Raw genomic sequence first — 16,173 nt, forward strand, 5'->3', positions numbered from 1 at the left:
GCAAAAAAAACCCCCACATCATGTGGGGGAAGACAGGGATGGTGTCTATGGCAAGGAAAACAGGGTTGTTACTGGGGTTGCAGGGTATTGCTACTACTCGAAAGCATCATCGCTGAGCCTTTTTGCATCCGTGCAACCTCACGCAACTGATCCATTCGTTGCTGGTGCTTAGCGTTTAAAACCGCTTGCTGCTCTGGCGTTAGCAGGTGATACATCTGGTTGCGAACTTTTGCCATTTCAACCTGGCGGGCAACCTGTTCCTGCGCCATCTTATCTGCCTGAGCGCGTACAGCGTTTTCATCAAAATTTTCTGCGGTGACAAGGCGATGCATTGTCTCCATTTCGCTAACATTAACGGGTGGCCTGTCGTGGCGTGCCCGCTGCATAAGATCTCGTAACTGTTGCCGTTGGTGTTCAGTTAAACTTATGCCGTCAAACATATGGCTCTGGCTGCTGCGCTGGACCCCTTCGTCTCCGGGAAGCCAGTTAACGCTGGTGACGACTTCAGCGGCTTGGCTATATGCACTTAGCGCCAGCGTTGAGGCCATGACGGCAGCGATAACATTGCGCATCACATACTCCCAAAACGTTTGTGTCGCGATTCAACGATAGAGAGTTTACGATGCAGGCTGCAAACATGCGTCAGGGGGTGTAAAACAACGTAAAGTCATGGATTAGCGAGCCTTGATGACGTAATTTCTGCCTCGGAGGTATTTAAACAATGAATAAAATCCTGTTAGTAGATGATGACCGGGAGCTCACCTCCCTGTTAAAAGAGCTGCTCGATATGGAAGGTTTTAATGTGCTCGTCGCCCATGATGGGGAACAGGCGCTGGCCCTTCTGGACGACAGCATCGATTTACTTTTGCTTGATGTGATGATGCCGAAGAAAAACGGTATCGACACGCTCAAAGAGTTGCGTCAGACACACCAGACCCCGGTTATCATGCTAACGGCCCGCGGGAGCGAGCTGGATCGCGTTCTCGGCCTCGAGCTGGGCGCGGACGATTATTTGCCTAAGCCGTTCAACGATCGTGAGCTGGTGGCGCGTATACGCGCGATTCTGCGCCGGTCGCACTGGAGCGAGCAGCAGCAGACAACCGAAGCCGGTTCACCGACGCTGGAAGTGGATGCGCTAAGCCTTAACCCCGGCCGCCAGGAAGCCAGCTTCGATGGTCTGACCCTGGAGCTGACCGGCACCGAGTTCACCCTGCTCTATCTTCTGGCGCAGCATCTTGGCCAGGTGGTATCGCGTGAGCATCTTAGCCAGGAAGTGCTGGGTAAACGCCTGACGCCATTCGATCGCGCGATCGATATGCACATCTCCAACCTGCGGCGCAAGCTGCCGGAGCGCAAAGACGGCCATCCGTGGTTTAAAACCCTGCGCGGACGCGGCTATCTGATGGTATCGGCTTCATGATTGGAAGTTTAACCGCACGCATCTTCGCTATTTTCTGGCTCACGCTGGCGCTGGTGTTGATGCTGGTTCTGATGCTGCCGAAGCTGGACTCGCGCCAGATGACCGAGCTGCTGGAGAGCGAGCAACGTCAGGGCATCATGATTGAACAGCACGTCGAGGCCGAACTGGCGAACGATCCGCCAAACGACCTGATGTGGTGGCGTCGTCTGTTTCGCGCCATCGATAAGTGGGCTCCGCCGGGCCAGCGTTTGCTGCTGGTCACCAGCGAAGGTCGCGTTATCGGTGCCGAACGCAACGAAATGCAGATTATCCGCAACTTTATCGGCCAGGCGGATAACGCCGACCATCCGCAGAAAAAGCGCTATGGTCGTCTGGAAATGGTCGGGCCTTTTTCCGTCAGGGATGGAGAAGATAACTACCAGCTCTATCTGATTCGTCCTGCCAATACGTCACAATCAGACTTCATCAATCTGCTGTTCGACCGGCCGCTACTGCTGCTGATCGTCACGATGTTAGTCAGCGCCCCGCTGCTGCTATGGCTGGCGTGGAGCCTGGCGAAACCCGCGCGTAAGCTCAAAAATGCCGCCGATGAAGTCGCCCAGGGCAACCTGCGTCAGCATCCGGAACTGGAAGCCGGTCCGCAGGAGTTTTTAGCCGCCGGGACCAGTTTTAACCAGATGGTGACCGCGCTGGAGCGCATGATGTCCAGCCAGCATCGTCTGCTGTCCGATATCTCGCACGAACTACGCACGCCGCTGACCCGCCTGCAGTTAGGCACCGCATTGCTGCGCCGCCGCAGCGGGGAAAGCAAAGAGCTGGAGCGTATTGAGATGGAAGCGCACCGGCTGGATAGCATGATCAACGACCTGCTGGTGATGTCGCGCAATCAGGCGAAAACCGCGCTGGTGAGCGAAACGGTGAAAGCCAACCAGCTGTGGGGTGAGGTGCTGGATAACGCCGCCTTTGAAGCCGAACAGATGGGGAAATCGTTCACCGTCGAGTATCCGCCGGGGCCGTGGCCGCTGTACGGTAACCCCAATGCGCTGGAAAGCGCGCTGGAGAATATCGTGCGTAACGCGCTGCGCTACTCGCATACTAAAATTTCGGTAAGCTTCTCAGTGGATAAAGACGGCATCACGGTGAACGTCGATGATGACGGCCCGGGCGTGAGTCCGGAGGATCGCGAGCAGATTTTCCGCCCGTTCTACCGTACCGATGAGGCGCGCGACCGCGAGTCTGGCGGTACCGGCCTGGGGCTGGCGATTGTCGAGGCGGCGATTCAACAGCATCGCGGTTGGGTGAAGGCCGACGACAGCCCGCTGGGCGGCCTGCGCTTAACCCTCTGGCTGCCGCTGTACAAGCGCACCTGATCCCCCCGGCCTGGCTTCACCGGGCCGGGTTCAAAACGGGTAGCCCGGGTAAGGCGCAACGCGCCGCCATCCGGGAACGCGCACGGAAGCGCTATTTCCCCCACAATCTCCGCGAATTATTTTCGATCTTCCCGCTCAGGCGCCGTTTCTGCATGGTACGGCTCCAGCTTACCGACAGCCCCGCCGCGGAGAGCAGACGGTGGTACTGCTCATCATCAAACGGCATCTGCCAGGCGATGGCGCCCGCTTCGTGAACGCTCACGTCGCTGAGCCGGGAAACCAGCGCCAGCGGCGCATCGCTGGACACCTGCCCGCCCGCCACCACCCGATACAGCCAGCCGGTTTTGCCGCTGTTTTGCATAAGCTGCGCCATATCGCTGACGGCAAAGTGATAGTTGAGCTTGAAGCACGGCGATCGCGGCTGGGTGACCTGAATCAGCGCTTCTCCCCAGCGGAAGATATCGCCAATGTAGACGTTTTTTTCGGTCAGCCCTTCGGTCGAGAGATTTTCGCCAAACGCCGGGGCGCAGAAAAGATCCGCCTGCTGCGGAAGCTCACGGGCCCAGTGGGCGTAGTGTTCACGGGGATAGTGGCACAGCGCGCGGTCCGGCCCGCCGTGAATTTTCTTCTCCGCCTGCTCATCGCCCTCCAGCCCCAAATCGCCAAGGGTCAGTTCACCATCGACCTGAATTTTACCGATGGCGCTTGGACGGCTGCCGTCATAATCCCTTACCTTGCCCACAAAGACATTCACCGGATAGTGCATCGCTGCTCCTTTGCTGCGGATATAAAAAAAGCGAGTCATCAGACTCGCTTCTCGCTCAGCACAATGCAAACTTATTTTTTGGCGGCAAAACGCGCTGCGGCTTCGTCCCAGTTCACCACGTCCCAGAACGCTTTGATGTAGTCCGGGCGGCGGTTCTGGAATTTCAGGTAGTAAGCGTGTTCCCACACGTCCAGGCCAATAATCGGGAAGCCGGAAGCGCCGGAGATCGCTTCGCCCATCAGCGGGGAGTCCTGGTTAGCGGTAGAAACCACCGCCAACTTGTCGCCTTTCAGCACCAGCCACGCCCAGCCGGAGCCGAAACGGGTCGCCGCCGCTTTTTCAAATTCCGCTTTGAAGTTGTCAACGGAACCGAAATCACGCTCGATAGCCGCTTTCAGGTCGCCCTGCAGGGTGGTACCGGTTTTCAGGCCTTTCCAGAACAGGCTGTGGTTAGCGTGGCCGCCTGCGTTGTTACGCAGCACGGTTTTTTTGTCTGCCGGCAGCTGATCCAGTTTGGTAATCAGCTCTTCTGCGGACAGGCTCGCGAATTCAGGCAGGCTTTCCAGCGCTGCGTTAGCGTTATTTACGTAGGTCTGGTGGTGTTTAGTGTGATGGATTTCCATCGTCTGCTTGTCAAAATGCGGTTCCAGGGCGTCATAAGCGTACGGCAGGGCAGGCAGTGTATAACTCATAATCATCTCCATTATTGTCGAGCGGCGGAAAGTGTTAATGCCGCGTAAGCAGTTGGTTCATTATAGTTAATTAAATGATATTGAAAACGCTTATCAATGCCGTATTTTTAATAAGGTTATAACAACGGGTAATAGATGTCGTTTTGTGATACAGAACAACTAATTAAGTTTTTGGTTGCCAGGTTCAGGCTTCGGGTGGCAACAGCTTAAAGGCGGAAAAACTGACCGATTTTTACACTCATCGGGTCGGAAGAAGATTTATCCGATAAAAAATAGATGAGGATAAAATCAATGAATCACGCGATTACGATGGGTATTTTTTGGCATTTGATAGGTGCGGCCAGTGCAGCCTGTTTCTATGCCCCGTTCAAGAAAGTTAAACATTGGTCCTGGGAAACCATGTGGTCTATCGGCGGTATTGTCTCCTGGCTGATCCTCCCCTGGGCCATCAGCGCCATGCTGCTGCCCGATTTCTGGGCCTATTACGGTTCTTTTAACGCCTCCACTCTGCTGCCCGTTTTCCTGTTCGGCGCCATGTGGGGTATCGGTAATATCAACTACGGCCTGACGATGCGTTACCTGGGGATGTCGATGGGGATCGGCATCGCCATTGGTATCACGCTGATTGTCGGCACGTTAATGACGCCGATTCTTAACGGTCAGTTTGATGTTCTCATTAACACTAAAGGCGGCCAGATGACGCTGCTCGGCGTGCTGGTCGCGGTGATTGGCGTGGGTATCGTCACCCGCGCAGGCCAGCTGAAAGAGCGCAAAATGGGCATCAAAGCCGAAGACTTCAACCTGAAAAAGGGGCTGCTGCTGGCGGTGATGTGCGGCATCTTCTCGGCCGGTATGTCGTTCGCCATGAACGCCGCCAAGCCGATGCATGAAGCCGCCGCCGCGCTCGGCGTTGATCCGCTCTACACCGCGCTGCCAAGCTATGTGGTGATCATGGGCGGCGGCGCGCTGGTCAACCTCGGCTTCTGCTTTATCCGTCTGGCAAAAGTAAAAAACCTGTCGATAAAAGCCGACTTCTCGCTGGCAAAACCGCTCATCATCAGCAATATCCTGCTTTCGGCGTTAGGCGGCCTGATGTGGTATCTGCAGTTCTTTTTCTACGCCTGGGGCCACGCCAGCATTCCGGCGCAGTACGACTACATGAGCTGGATGCTGCATATGAGCTTCTACGTGCTGTGCGGCGGCCTGGTGGGTCTGATACTGAAAGAGTGGAACAACGCCGGTCGTCGTCCGGTGGGCGTCCTCAGCCTCGGCTGCGTGGTAATTATTATCGCCGCCAATATCGTTGGTCTGGGAATGGCGAACTAGCGTCGTCAGGCGGCGGTGCGACTGCGCTGCCGCCACTGCCCCGGCGTCATGCCTATCTCGCGGTTAAACACCACCGAAAAGTAGTTGCTGTCTTCAAACCCGCACTGCATCGCCACTTCGCCAATCAGCCGTTCGGTATGCTGCAGCAGATACTGCGCGTGACAGATGCGCAGCTGGCGCAGGTAGTGGTTGATGGTCATCCCCGTCTGCTGACGAAACTGCTGGCGCAGCGCGCGTTCGCTGCACCCTTCGCGCTCGCAAAAACGGTCAAGAAAGAAAGGACGATTGAGGCTGCCCGCCAGCTCGGTGAGCAGCTTATCGAGCAGCGCTTCGCTTTGGGTCGCCGCCAGATTATCGGTGGCGTAGCGATAGCGCTGAAGTATAAGCGCCAGCTGCGCAAACAGCAGTTCGGCCATATTATTGGCCTGCGCATCGCTGCGGCTGCTTTCATGCTCCAGCTGGGTAATCACCTGCCTGACCTGGGCCATGCCGCTGCTGCCAATCCGCCAGTGCGGAACCACGGGGTGCCAAACAGGCCGGGAATGTGCGCCGCCCAGTCAAAGTTAAGCCGCAGCCGGTCCGGGCAATAAATGACGTTTTGCAGGACGAGATCGTTCACCGAGGCGTAGGAGTGTTTATCTTCCGCGCGGATATAGAACAGATCGCCGCGGGTAATGCGCCACGGGCGATCGTTCAGGACGTGCAGGCCGTTACCCCGCCACACCAGCACCAGTTCGCAGAACTCATGGGTGTGCTCGGCGAAGACGTTTTGCGGATAGCGATCCGCCACCGCCACCGCCTGAGCGGGAGAGGCAAAAAATTCATCTTTGCGAAGAATCAGCTGACCTGCCACGACATCAACTCCGGACGTGAATAACGTTTCATTATTCGCGTTTATGTCTGTCAAAACGTTGACTGCTCTCCCGTTACTGAAGAATGGCGTCGCGCCCCTGGCGAATATCGCGCGGAGACCAGTCAAACTCGCGGCGGAAAAGCGTCGAAAAGTGGTTACTGTCGCCGAATCCGCAGCGATAGGCGATATCGGTCACGCTGTCATCGCTATGGCGCAGCAGATGGCGCGCTTTCATCAACCGCACCCGATTCAGATAGCGCTGCGGCGTCAGCCCGGTTTGCTGTTTTAACTGACGGTGCAGGGTTCGCAAGGAGAGCGAAAAGCGCGCCGCCACCTCTTCCCAGCAAATATCTTCGGCAAAATGGTCTTCCAGCCAGGCCATTAAATGGTTGAGCCGCGCGTCGTTGTTGGCGGCCCCTTCGGCGAGGCTGCTTTTACGCAGGTGCACCAGCAGCTGCATAAATAAAATCTCGCGGCTGGCGATGGCGTGCATATCCGCATCCGCGCCAACGTTCTCCATCTGCTCCACAATCTTGCGCACCTGCTGCAACGCATTCTGATTCACCCGCCAGTGCGAGAGGTAGTTCCCTTCCTGCTCCTGCGGCAACAGCGCGTTCAGGCCGGACAAAAAGCGAAACGCGTCCGGCGCGCGATAGAGCACGTTAGTCAGGCATAAATTATCCGTGTGCTCGTAGAGATGGCGATCGTGATCGCGAATAAAGCAGACCGAGCCGCCGCTGATGGTGTAGGGCTGGCCGTTGAAAACGTGAATCCCGGTGCCGTGCTCCACAATAACAATCTCATGAAAATCATGGTGATGCTCAGGAAAAGCGGATTGCGGGAGCCGCGGCTCAATGGCGACAGCTGAAACGCCGGACTTAAAGAAATCCACACTGTGCAACATAGTCATAGCCGCTCCTCGAGATGAGAAAAGTTATCAATCAGTGGAGCAAATAGTAATTAAGGGTCGGCGATCCGGCCTTCAATTTTTGACCGCAAAATTCGTAAAGCCTGCCGCTTTTTCAAGAAATGACGGGAAAGATCGGGAACTGCGGACAACATCACATCCCTCACCCCAGCGCGGAGAAAACGAAACTGTGACCTCCCTCACGGTCACCTTTGCTTTCTTGCCAGCGGCCAATTTTCCCTGTCAGTAACAAGAAGGTGAGCCCGACGCGACTTTTTTAGACTGCATGCAATGATTTTCACAAGGATCTTCCCATGAGTTTTCGTCATTGTGTCGCCGTCGATTTAGGCGCCTCCAGCGGGCGGGTGATGCTCGCCGGTTATCAGCCCGGCCAGCAAACGCTGGCGCTGCGTGAAATTCACCGTTTTACCAATAGCCTGCAAAAGGTGGATGGCTTCGACTGTTGGGATCTCGATAGCCTGGAAGGGGAAATTCGCCGCGGTCTGGAGAAGGTCTGCGAACAGGGCATCCTGATCGACAGCATCGGCATCGATACCTGGGGCGTGGATTATGTCCTGCTGGATAAAGCGGGTCAGCGCGTCGGCCTGCCGGTTTCCTATCGCGACTCCCGCACCCAGGGCCTGATGCGCCATGCCGAAGAGCAGCTGGGCCGGGCGGAGATCTACCGCCGCAGCGGTATTCAGTTTCTGCCGTTTAATACCCTTTATCAGCTGCGCGCGCTGGTTGAACAGCAGCCGGAGCGGGTCAGCCAGGCCGCGCATGCGCTGCTGATCCCGGACTACTTTAGCTTCCGCCTGACCGGCAACATGAACTGGGAATACACCAACGCCACCACCACGCAGCTGGTCAACATCAACAGCGATAGCTGGGACGAGGATCTGCTGAACTGGAGCGGCGCGCCGCGCGACTGGTTCGGAACGCCGACCCATCCCGGCAACGTTATTGGCCACTGGATTTGCCCGCAGGGCAATAACATCCCGGTGGTCGCCGTCGCCAGCCACGATACCGCCAGCGCGGTTATCGCCTCGCCGCTGGCCAGCAAAAACGCCGCGTATCTCTCTTCCGGCACCTGGTCGCTGATGGGCTTTGAGAGCAAAACCCCCTGCACCAGCGATGCGGCGCTAAGGGCCAATATCACCAACGAAGGCGGTGCCGAAGGCCGCTATCGGGTGCTGAAAAATATTATGGGCCTGTGGCTGCTGCAGCGGGTGCTCAAGGAGCAAAACGTCGGCGACCTGCCGGCGCTGATCGCGCGTACCGCTGCGCTTCCGGCCTGCCGCTTCGTCATTGACTGCAACGATGACCGCTTTATCAACCCGGACAACATGAGCGCGGAAATCCAGGCCGCCTGCCGCGAAGCCGGGCAGCCGGTTCCCGATACCGACGCCGAGCTGGCGCGCTGTATTTTTGACAGCCTGGCGCTGCTCTATGCCCGGGTGCTTAACGAGCTGGCGGCGCTGCGCGGTCAGCCGTTCAGCCAGCTGCATATTGTCGGCGGCGGCTGCCAGAACGAACTGCTCAACCAGCTGTGCGCCGACGCCTGCGGCATCACCGTGACCGCCGGCCCGGTTGAGGCCTCCACCCTGGGCAATATCGGCATTCAGCTGATGACCCTGGACGAGCTGCACAACGTCGATGAATTCCGTCAGGTGGTGCGGCAAAACTACGCCCTCACCACCTTTACCCCCAATCCTGAAAGTGAAATTGCCCGCTTCGTCGCGCAGTTTCAGCCACAACAGACCAAGGAGCTTTGCGCATGACCACTCAACTTGAACAAGCCTGGGAAATTGCCAAACAGCGCTACGCCAGCGTCGGCGTGGACGTCGAGGAGGCCTTGCGCCAGCTGGATCGCCTGCCCGTTTCCATGCACTGCTGGCAGGGCGATGACGTCGTCGGTTTCGAAAACCCGGAAGGAAGCCTGACCGGCGGTATTCAGGCCACCGGCAACTACCCGGGTAAAGCGCGTAACGCCAGCGAGCTGCGCGCCGACCTTGAGCAGGCGCTGAGCCTGATCCCCGGGCCAAAACGTCTGAACCTGCACGCGCTCTATCTCGAATCCGACGCGCCGGTGCCGCGCAATGAAATTAAGCCGGAGCACTTTAAAAACTGGGTTGAGTGGGCGAAAGCCAACAAGCTGGGGCTCGATTTTAACCCCTCCTGCTTCTCGCATCCGCTAAGCGCTGACGGCTTTACGCTGTCGCACGCCAACGATGAAATCCGCCAGTTCTGGATCGATCACTGCAAGGCCAGCCGCCGTATTTCCGCTTACTTCGGCGAGCAGCTGGGCACGCCGTCGGTAATGAATATCTGGATCCCGGACGGCATGAAGGATATTACCGTTGACCGCTTCGCGCCGCGCCAGCGCCTGCTGAACGCGCTCGATGAAGTGATCAGCGAAAAGCTGGACCCGGCGCACCACATTGATGCCGTCGAGAGCAAACTGTTCGGTATCGGCGCGGAAAGCTACACCGTCGGCTCCAATGAGTTCTATATGGGCTACGCCACCAGCCGCCAGACCGCCCTGTGCCTGGATGCCGGCCACTTCCACCCGACGGAGGTCATCTCCGACAAAATCTCCGCCGCCATGCTCTATATCCCGCGTCTGCTGCTGCACGTCAGCCGTCCGGTACGCTGGGACAGCGACCACGTGGTGCTGCTGGATGACGAAACCCAGGCCATCGCCAGCGAAATCATCCGTCACGATCTGTTCGACCGCGTGCATATCGGTCTCGATTTCTTCGACGCTTCGATTAACCGCATCGCGGCGTGGGTGATTGGTACCCGCAATATGAAGAAAGCCCTACTGCGCGCCCTGCTGGAACCGACCGGGCAGCTGCGTCAGCTGGAGCTCGACGGCGATTACACCGCCCGCCTGGCGCTGCTGGAAGAGCAGAAGTGCCTGCCGTGGCAGGCCATCTGGGAGATGTACTGTCAGCGTCACGATACGCCGGCAGGCAGCCAGTGGCTGGATAACGTACGCGCTTATGAGAATGCGGTTCTGAGCCAGCGCGGGTAAAGCCCGGACGTTCCCCGGGTCGCGGCCGGGCTACAAACCGGTAGCCCGGATAAGCCGTTTACGGCGCAATCCGGGGGCTCGCACATATTCAGGGCGAGGGGCCAACCCCGCGCCGAATCAACAGGAAAGACAAGACTATGCAGACCATTATCGACGCCTGGTTCGTCCAGGGCATGATTAAAGCCACTTCTGACGCCTGGCTGAAAGGCTGGGACGAGCGCAACGGCGGCAACCTGACGCTGCGCCTCGACGAAGCGGATATCGAACCCTACGCGGCGGATTTCCACGCCAAACCGCGCTATATCGCCCTGAGCCAGCCGATGCCGACGCTGGCTAACCAGCCGTTTATCGTCACCGGTTCCGGTAAATTCTTCCGTAACGTCCAGCTCGACCCGGCGGCGAACCTCGGGGTGGTGAAAGTCGACAGCGACGGCGCGGGATACCATATTCTTTGGGGCCTGACCAACGATGCGGTACCGACATCCGAGCTGCCGGCGCACTTCCTGTCGCACAGCGAGCGCATCCGGCTGACCAACGGTAAAGACCGGGTGATCATGCACTGCCACGCCACCAATCTGATCGCCCTGACCTACGTGCTGGAGAACAACAGCGATCTGTTTACCCGCAAGCTGTGGGAAGGGAGTACCGAATGCCTGGTGGTCTTCCCGGACGGCGTCGGCATCCTGCCGTGGATGGTGCCGGGCACCGACGAAATCGGCCAGGCCACCGCCGAGGCGATGCAGAAACATTCGCTGGTGCTGTGGCCGTTCCACGGCGTTTTCGGCAGCGGCCCCAATCTGGACGAAACCTTCGGCCTGATCGATACCGCTGAGAAATCCGCCGAGGTGCTGGTGAAAGTTTACTCAATGGGCGGGATGAAACAAACCATCACCCGCGAAGAGCTGGTCGCCCTTGGCAAACGCTTCAACGTTCACCCCCTGCAGTCCGCGTTAGACCTTTATCCATAACAACATCGCGCCCCGCTCACCGAGACGGGGCGAAAAAATCACCTGCAAACCCTACAAACTAACTCATGTGGAGTAAAAGCAATGAAAACAAACACAAGCTTGATCCTCACCGTTGCCATCCTGGCGTTGTCCGGTTCCGCTTTAGCCGAAGTCAAAATCGCCCTCGTGGCGAAATCACTGGGAAATGGATTCTTCGAAGCAGCGAACGTCGGCGCGCAGGAAGCGGCCAAAGAGTTAGGCGATGTCAAAGTGATCTATACCGGCCCGACCACCACCACCGCCGAAGCGCAGATCGAAGTGCTGAATGGTTTGATCGCCCAAGGGGTGGATGCGATCGCCATTTCCGCTAACGATCCCGACGCCGTGGTGCCGGTACTGAAAAAAGCGATGCAGCGCGGCATTAAGGTGGTCTCCTGGGACTCCGGCGTCGCGCCGGCGGGACGCCAGATCCATCTTAATCCGTCCAATAACGCCTTGATTGGCGAAACCAACGTTAAGCTCGCCGCCGATGCGCTGAAGGCGCTGAACGTGGAAAAAGGCGATGTGGCGATTTTAAGCGCCACCCCAACCTCCACCAACCAGAACATCTGGATTGAGGAGATGAAAAAGGTGCTGCCGCAGTATCCGTCCGTCAATCTGGTGACCGTCGCCTACGGTGACGATCTGTCGGATAAAAGCTACCGCGAAGCGGTGGGCCTGCTGAAGTCATATCCTGACCTGAAAGTGATTGTTTCGCCTTCGTCGGTGGGGATCGTGGCCGCCGCGCAGGCGGTGAAAGATCAGGGCAAAATCGGCAAGGTCTACGTCACCGGGCTGGGGCTGCCGTCGGAAATGGCCGGGGCGATTAAGTCCGGCGCCAGCAAAAGCTTCGCCATCTGGAACCCGATTGACCTCGGCTACGCCGCCACGTATCTGGCCGACGATTTAGTCAAAGGCACGGCGACCAAAACCGAAGCCAATATGGGCAAGCTGGGCAAAGTGAAGCTGGACGCCGACGGTAGCGGCGCGATGGCCGAACCGTTCGTCTACGATGCGAGCAACATCGATAAGTTCTCGAAAATTTTCTAACCCTGTTTCCTCACTCCGGCCCTCTTCCAAAAAGAGAGGGAGAAAGTCAGGCCCTCTGCGCACTGCTGCCAGCGAGCACTGAACGGTTCCTTCGCCCCTTTGGGGAGAGGGTTAGGGTGAGGGGTGATTTTACAGAGAACTATCATGTCAGCATCCACCCCACTGCTGTCGCTAAAGGGCATCACCAAGGTTTTTCCCGGTGTGCGCGCTCTTGAAAACGTACAGCTCGATCTCTGGCCCGGCAAAGTGACCGCTTTAATCGGCGAAAACGGCGCGGGGAAATCGACGCTGGTCAAAGTGATGACCGGCATTTATCAGCCCGAAGAGGGCGAGATTCTCTATAAAGCGATCCCTATCCAACTGCCGAACCCGGAGTCGGCGCATAAGGTCGGGATCACCGCGATTCATCAGGAAACCGTGCTGTTCGACGAACTCTCGGTCACCGAAAATATCTTTGTCGGCCAGTATCTGCATCGCGGCCTGCTGAAGAAGCTCGACTGGCCCGCCATGCACCGCAAAGCCAGCGAAATTCTCACCCGCCTCGAGGTACAGATTGACCCGCGCGCGACGCTGAAAACCCTCAGTATCGCCCAGCGCCATATGGTCGCCATCGCCCGGGCGCTCTCCTTTGAAGCTCAGGTGGTAATCCTCGATGAGCCGACCGCCGCGCTCTCGCAGCATGAAATTCTGGAGTTCTATCAGATCGTTGAGCGCCTGAAGCAGGACGGCAAAGCGATCCTGTTTATCTCGCATAAGTTCGATGAGATTTTCGAGCTGGCGGACTACTACACCATTCTGCGCGACGGCGTGTACGTCAGCTCCGGTGCGATCAACGACATCACCGAAGAGCGGATGGTGGCGATGATGGTGGGCCGCGCGATTACCCAAACCTACCCGAAAGTCGATTGTATCCCAGGGGAAACGGTGCTGGAGGTGAAAGACCTCTGCCACCCCACCGAGTTCGCCCATATCAGCTTCAGCCTGCGCAAAGGGGAGATCCTTGGCTTTTACGGGCTGGTGGGCGCCGGGCGCACCGAGCTGATGCAGGCGCTCTCCGGGGTCTCGCATCCCTCTTCCGGCGATATCGTGCTGAAGGGGAAACCGATGCGCTTTCGCCAGCCGGCCGACGCGATCGGCGCCGGTATCGTCTGCGTGCCGGAAGAGCGGCAGAAGCAGGGAGCGATTATCGCCCTGCCGATCGCCCAGAACATCAGCCTGCCGCAGCTCAGCAAACTGAACCCCGGCGGCGTGCTTAACGACGCCCGCGAATGGCGGCTGGCGGACGAGTACGCCTCGCGCCTGCAGGTTAAGGCCTTTAGCTGGCGGCAGGCGGTGGAAACCCTTTCCGGCGGCAATCAGCAAAAAGTGGTGATCGGCAAATGGCTGGCGACCCATCCCGAGGTGATTATCCTCGACGAACCGACTAAAGGCATCGATATCGGCTCCAAAGCGGCGGTGCACCAGTTTATGTCCGAGCTGGTCAGCCAGGGGCTGGCGGTCATTATGGTCTCTTCGGAGCTGCCGGAAGTGATGGGCATGGCCGACCGGATTATCGTGATGCACGAAGGGCTGATGGTGGCCGAGTATCGCGCCGGTGAAGCGACGGCGGAAACCATCGTCAGCGCCGCCAGCGGCGCCGGTCGGGAGGCAGCGTAATGGGTAAACAACTGCTTAAACACCGCGAAGCGCTGCTGGCGGCGGTGATCGTTTTGCTGATCGGCGCTATCGGCAGCCGGGCGCCGTCGTTCGTCTCGCCGGGCAATCTGGTGGAGATGTTTAACGACACCGCCATTCTGATCGTCCTCGCCCTCGGCCAGATGATGGTGCTGCTCACCAAAGGCATCGATCTGTCGATGGCCGCCAATCTGGCGCTGACCGGGATGATCGTCGCGCTGCTCAACGCCCACTATCCGGGTATCCCGGTGGCGGCGCTGCTGGCGCTGGCGACCCTGCTTGGCCTGCTGATGGGGATGATTAACGGCCTGCTGGTCTGGCGGCTCGGCATTCCGGCCATCGTGGTCACGCTGGGCACCATGAGTATTTATCGCGGGATTATCTTTCTGCTTTCCAACGGCGGCTGGGTCAACTCGCACCAGATGAGCGCCGATTTTCTCGGCCTGCCGCGCGCCTCGCTGCTGGGGCTGCCGCTGCTGAGCTGGTGCGCCATCGCCGCGCTGCTGCTGGTGGGCTATTTCCTCCGCTACAGCCGCACCGGCCGGGCCTTGTACACCGCGGGCGGCAACGCGACGGCGGCGTACTACACCGGGATTAACGCCGGGAAAATGCAGTTTGTCAGCTTCTGCCTCTCTGGCGCGCTGGCCGGGTTCTGCGGCTATCTGTGGATCTCGCGCTTCGCCGTCGCCTATGTCGATGTCGCCAACGGTTTTGAACTGCAGGTGGTCGCCGCCTGCGTCATCGGCGGCATCAGCACCATGGGCGGAACCGGTCGCGTGCTCGGCTGCCTGTGCGGCGCGCTGTTCCTCGGCGTTATCAATAACGCGCTGCCGGTGATTGGCATTTCGCCGTTCTGGCAAATGGCCATTTCCGGCGCGGTGATCGTCATTGCGGTGCTGCTTAACGAACGCGGTAATAAAGTTAGCGGACGATTAATCCTGCGCAACGCGGCGCTGGCGCGGCAGAAACAGGCGGTGAAATCATGAGCAAAATAATGATGTCTGAAGAGATGAAAAGCGCCCCGGCCGCGCCGTCGCCGCTGCGCCGCTTGCTGTGCTGGGAAGGGTTTCTGCTGGCGGTAACCCTGGCGGTATTCGTGGTTAACGCCCTGGCGTCACCCTGGTTCCTTAATATCTGGAACCTGTCGGACGCCACGTTTAACTTTACCGAAAAAGCGATCATCGTGCTGCCGATGGCGATGCTGATTATCGCCAGAGAGATCGACCTTTCGGTAGCCTCGACGATGGCGCTGAGCTCAACGGCGATGGGCTTCTGCGCGGCGGCGGGTATGGATACGCCGCTGCTGGTGGCCGTCGGGCTGGGCGTGGGGCTGCTGTGCGGCCTGTTCAACGGTATCCTGGTGACGCGCTTTAACCTATCGTCGATTGTGATCACCATCGGCACCATGAGCCTGTATCGCGGAATAACCTACATTCTGCTGGGCGACAAGGCGCTCAATCACTACCCGGACAGCTTCGCCTGGTTCGGCCAGGGCTACGTGTGGGGGGCGCTCTCTTTTGAGTTCGCGCTGTTTATCCTCCTCGCCGCCGCCTTTACCTTCCTGCTGCATAAAACCAACTTTGGCCGCCGGACCTACGCCATCGGCAATAACCCGACCGGAGCCTGGTTCTCCGGAATCAACGTCAAGCGCCACAATCTGGTGCTGTTCGCGCTGGTCGGGCTGATGGCCGGGCTGGCGGCGGTCCTGCTGACCTCGAGGCTCGGCAGCACCCGCCCGACGCTGGCGATGGGCTGGGAGCTGGCGGTCGTCACGATGGCGGTGCTCGGCGGCGTCAATATTCTCGGCGGCTCCGGCAGCATGGTGGGGGTGATTATCGCCGCCTTCCTGATGGGGCTGGTGACGTTTGGCCTGAGCCTGCTCAACGTGCCGGGGATCGTGATGTCGATCATCATCGGCGCGATGCTGATCGTGGTGATCTCGCTGCCGATTATTACCCGGCGGATGATGCAGCGAAGACGAATTTAATTTCCCCTTCACCCTAATCTGACCGGTACGTGTAGCCCGGGTAAGGCGCCAGCCGCGACCCGGGGGCGGGTGAAGGGAAACGGATTACCCAAAATCAACATTAAG

The 16,173-nt window shown here is 58.5% G+C and carries 14 protein-coding genes and 1 pseudogene; 10 read left to right on the forward strand and 5 right to left on the reverse strand.

Going from position 1 to position 16,173, the window contains the following annotated elements:
• Positions 1–68: 68 nt before the first annotated feature.
• The gene (cpxP, locus tag F8562_RS03525) at positions 69–572 is read right to left on the reverse strand and encodes a cell-envelope stress modulator CpxP (protein ID WP_004855993.1); all 504 of its coding nucleotides are present in this window, start codon (positions 570–572) and stop codon (positions 69–71) included.
• A 149-nt stretch (positions 573–721) separates the two neighbouring features.
• Between cpxP and cpxR the strand changes: the two genes are divergently transcribed.
• Both cpxR and cpxA read left to right on the forward strand, forming a co-directional pair.
• On the forward strand, positions 722–1,420 hold the full coding sequence (cpxR, locus tag F8562_RS03530) for an envelope stress response regulator transcription factor CpxR (RefSeq protein ID WP_004127228.1): 699 nt from the start codon (positions 722–724) through the stop codon (positions 1,418–1,420).
• Entirely contained in the window at positions 1,417–2,790 is a 1,374-nt protein-coding gene (cpxA, locus tag F8562_RS03535; protein ID WP_004107505.1) for an envelope stress sensor histidine kinase CpxA, read from the forward strand. Before cpxR ends, cpxA begins: the two co-directional genes overlap by 4 nt.
• A gap of 91 nt (positions 2,791–2,881) precedes the next feature.
• Here the strand turns inward: cpxA and yiiM are convergent, their stop codons facing one another.
• Together yiiM and sodA are read right to left on the reverse strand one after the other, a co-directional pair.
• Positions 2,882–3,556, reverse strand: coding sequence for a 6-hydroxyaminopurine reductase (yiiM, locus tag F8562_RS03540; RefSeq protein WP_014227423.1), 675 nt, complete (start codon positions 3,554–3,556; stop codon positions 2,882–2,884).
• 71 nt (positions 3,557–3,627) lie between these two features.
• Complete coding sequence (gene sodA, locus F8562_RS03545; protein ID WP_004127220.1) at positions 3,628–4,248, reverse strand: superoxide dismutase [Mn]; 621 nt, start codon at positions 4,246–4,248, stop codon at positions 3,628–3,630.
• A 291-nt stretch (positions 4,249–4,539) separates the two neighbouring features.
• Between sodA and rhaT the strand changes: the two genes are divergently transcribed.
• Positions 4,540–5,574 (forward strand): L-rhamnose/proton symporter RhaT, encoded by a 1,035-nt coding sequence (gene rhaT, locus F8562_RS03550; RefSeq protein WP_004107493.1) that lies wholly within the window; start codon positions 4,540–4,542, stop codon positions 5,572–5,574.
• 5 nt (positions 5,575–5,579) lie between these two features.
• Here rhaT and rhaR read toward each other — a convergent pair.
• Positions 5,580–6,427 (reverse strand): annotated as a pseudogene (gene rhaR / locus F8562_RS03555) (HTH-type transcriptional activator RhaR).
• Between the two features lie 73 nt (positions 6,428–6,500).
• Complete coding sequence (rhaS, locus tag F8562_RS03560) at positions 6,501–7,337, reverse strand: HTH-type transcriptional activator RhaS (protein ID WP_151891886.1); 837 nt, start codon at positions 7,335–7,337, stop codon at positions 6,501–6,503.
• 311 nt (positions 7,338–7,648) lie between these two features.
• Here rhaS (F8562_RS03560) and rhaB point away from each other — a divergent pair, with 311 nt between their 5' ends.
• The 7 genes from rhaB to F8562_RS03600 all read left to right on the forward strand — a co-directional run bounded on the left by rhaB (position 7,649) and on the right by F8562_RS03600 (position 16,068).
• Positions 7,649–9,115, forward strand: coding sequence for a rhamnulokinase (rhaB, locus tag F8562_RS03570; RefSeq protein ID WP_014837042.1), 1,467 nt, complete (start codon positions 7,649–7,651; stop codon positions 9,113–9,115).
• On the forward strand, positions 9,112–10,371 hold the full coding sequence (gene rhaA, locus F8562_RS03575; protein WP_014837041.1) for an L-rhamnose isomerase: 1,260 nt from the start codon (positions 9,112–9,114) through the stop codon (positions 10,369–10,371). The genes rhaB and rhaA overlap by 4 nt, the downstream gene beginning before the upstream one ends.
• A 137-nt stretch (positions 10,372–10,508) precedes the next feature.
• Positions 10,509–11,339 carry a rhamnulose-1-phosphate aldolase gene (gene rhaD / locus F8562_RS03580; protein ID WP_014837039.1) on the forward strand — a complete coding sequence of 277 codons (831 nt, stop codon included), beginning with the start codon at positions 10,509–10,511 and terminating at the stop codon, positions 11,337–11,339.
• A gap of 81 nt (positions 11,340–11,420) precedes the next feature.
• Positions 11,421–12,407 (forward strand): rhamnose ABC transporter substrate-binding protein, encoded by a 987-nt coding sequence (gene rhaS / locus F8562_RS03585; protein WP_004127197.1) that lies wholly within the window; start codon positions 11,421–11,423, stop codon positions 12,405–12,407.
• A 144-nt stretch (positions 12,408–12,551) separates the two neighbouring features.
• Positions 12,552–14,063 carry a sugar ABC transporter ATP-binding protein gene (locus F8562_RS03590; protein ID WP_014837038.1) on the forward strand — a complete coding sequence of 504 codons (1,512 nt, stop codon included), beginning with the start codon at positions 12,552–12,554 and terminating at the stop codon, positions 14,061–14,063.
• Positions 14,063–15,067, forward strand: a complete 1,005-nt coding sequence (locus F8562_RS03595) for an ABC transporter permease (protein ID WP_094909526.1) — start codon at positions 14,063–14,065, stop codon at positions 15,065–15,067. The genes F8562_RS03590 and F8562_RS03595 overlap by 1 nt, the downstream gene beginning before the upstream one ends.
• Positions 15,064–16,068: an ABC transporter permease gene (locus F8562_RS03600; protein WP_014227415.1), complete on the forward strand. Its 1,005-nt coding sequence runs from the start codon at positions 15,064–15,066 to the stop codon at positions 16,066–16,068. Before F8562_RS03595 ends, F8562_RS03600 begins: the two co-directional genes overlap by 4 nt.
• Positions 16,069–16,173 lie beyond the last annotated feature (105 nt).

The organism is Klebsiella sp. RCJ4, assembly GCF_009025755.1.
GTDB classification, from domain to species: domain Bacteria; phylum Pseudomonadota; class Gammaproteobacteria; order Enterobacterales; family Enterobacteriaceae; genus Klebsiella; species Klebsiella michiganensis.

Excerpts from the sequence above, each read along its gene's own strand:
- cpxP (WP_004855993.1), bottom strand. The coding sequence starts at position 572 with ATGCGCAATGTTATCGCTGCCGTCATGGCCTCAACGCTGGCGCTAAGT.
- cpxR (WP_004127228.1), top strand. The coding sequence starts at position 722 with ATGAATAAAATCCTGTTAGTAGATGATGACCGGGAGCTCACCTCCCTG.
- rhaS (WP_151891886.1), bottom strand. The coding sequence starts at position 7,337 with ATGACTATGTTGCACAGTGTGGATTTCTTTAAGTCCGGCGTTTCAGCT.
- cpxA (WP_004107505.1), top strand. The coding sequence starts at position 1,417 with ATGATTGGAAGTTTAACCGCACGCATCTTCGCTATTTTCTGGCTCACG.
- F8562_RS03600 (WP_014227415.1), top strand. The coding sequence starts at position 15,064 with ATGAGCAAAATAATGATGTCTGAAGAGATGAAAAGCGCCCCGGCCGCG.
- sodA (WP_004127220.1), bottom strand. The coding sequence starts at position 4,248 with ATGAGTTATACACTGCCTGCCCTGCCGTACGCTTATGACGCCCTGGAA.
- F8562_RS03595 (WP_094909526.1), top strand. The coding sequence starts at position 14,063 with ATGGGTAAACAACTGCTTAAACACCGCGAAGCGCTGCTGGCGGCGGTG.
- F8562_RS03590 (WP_014837038.1), top strand. The coding sequence starts at position 12,552 with ATGTCAGCATCCACCCCACTGCTGTCGCTAAAGGGCATCACCAAGGTT.
- rhaS (WP_004127197.1), top strand. The coding sequence starts at position 11,421 with ATGAAAACAAACACAAGCTTGATCCTCACCGTTGCCATCCTGGCGTTG.
- yiiM (WP_014227423.1), bottom strand. The coding sequence starts at position 3,556 with ATGCACTATCCGGTGAATGTCTTTGTGGGCAAGGTAAGGGATTATGAC.
- rhaA (WP_014837041.1), top strand. The coding sequence starts at position 9,112 with ATGACCACTCAACTTGAACAAGCCTGGGAAATTGCCAAACAGCGCTAC.
- rhaB (WP_014837042.1), top strand. The coding sequence starts at position 7,649 with ATGAGTTTTCGTCATTGTGTCGCCGTCGATTTAGGCGCCTCCAGCGGG.
- rhaD (WP_014837039.1), top strand. The coding sequence starts at position 10,509 with ATGCAGACCATTATCGACGCCTGGTTCGTCCAGGGCATGATTAAAGCC.
- rhaT (WP_004107493.1), top strand. The coding sequence starts at position 4,540 with ATGAATCACGCGATTACGATGGGTATTTTTTGGCATTTGATAGGTGCG.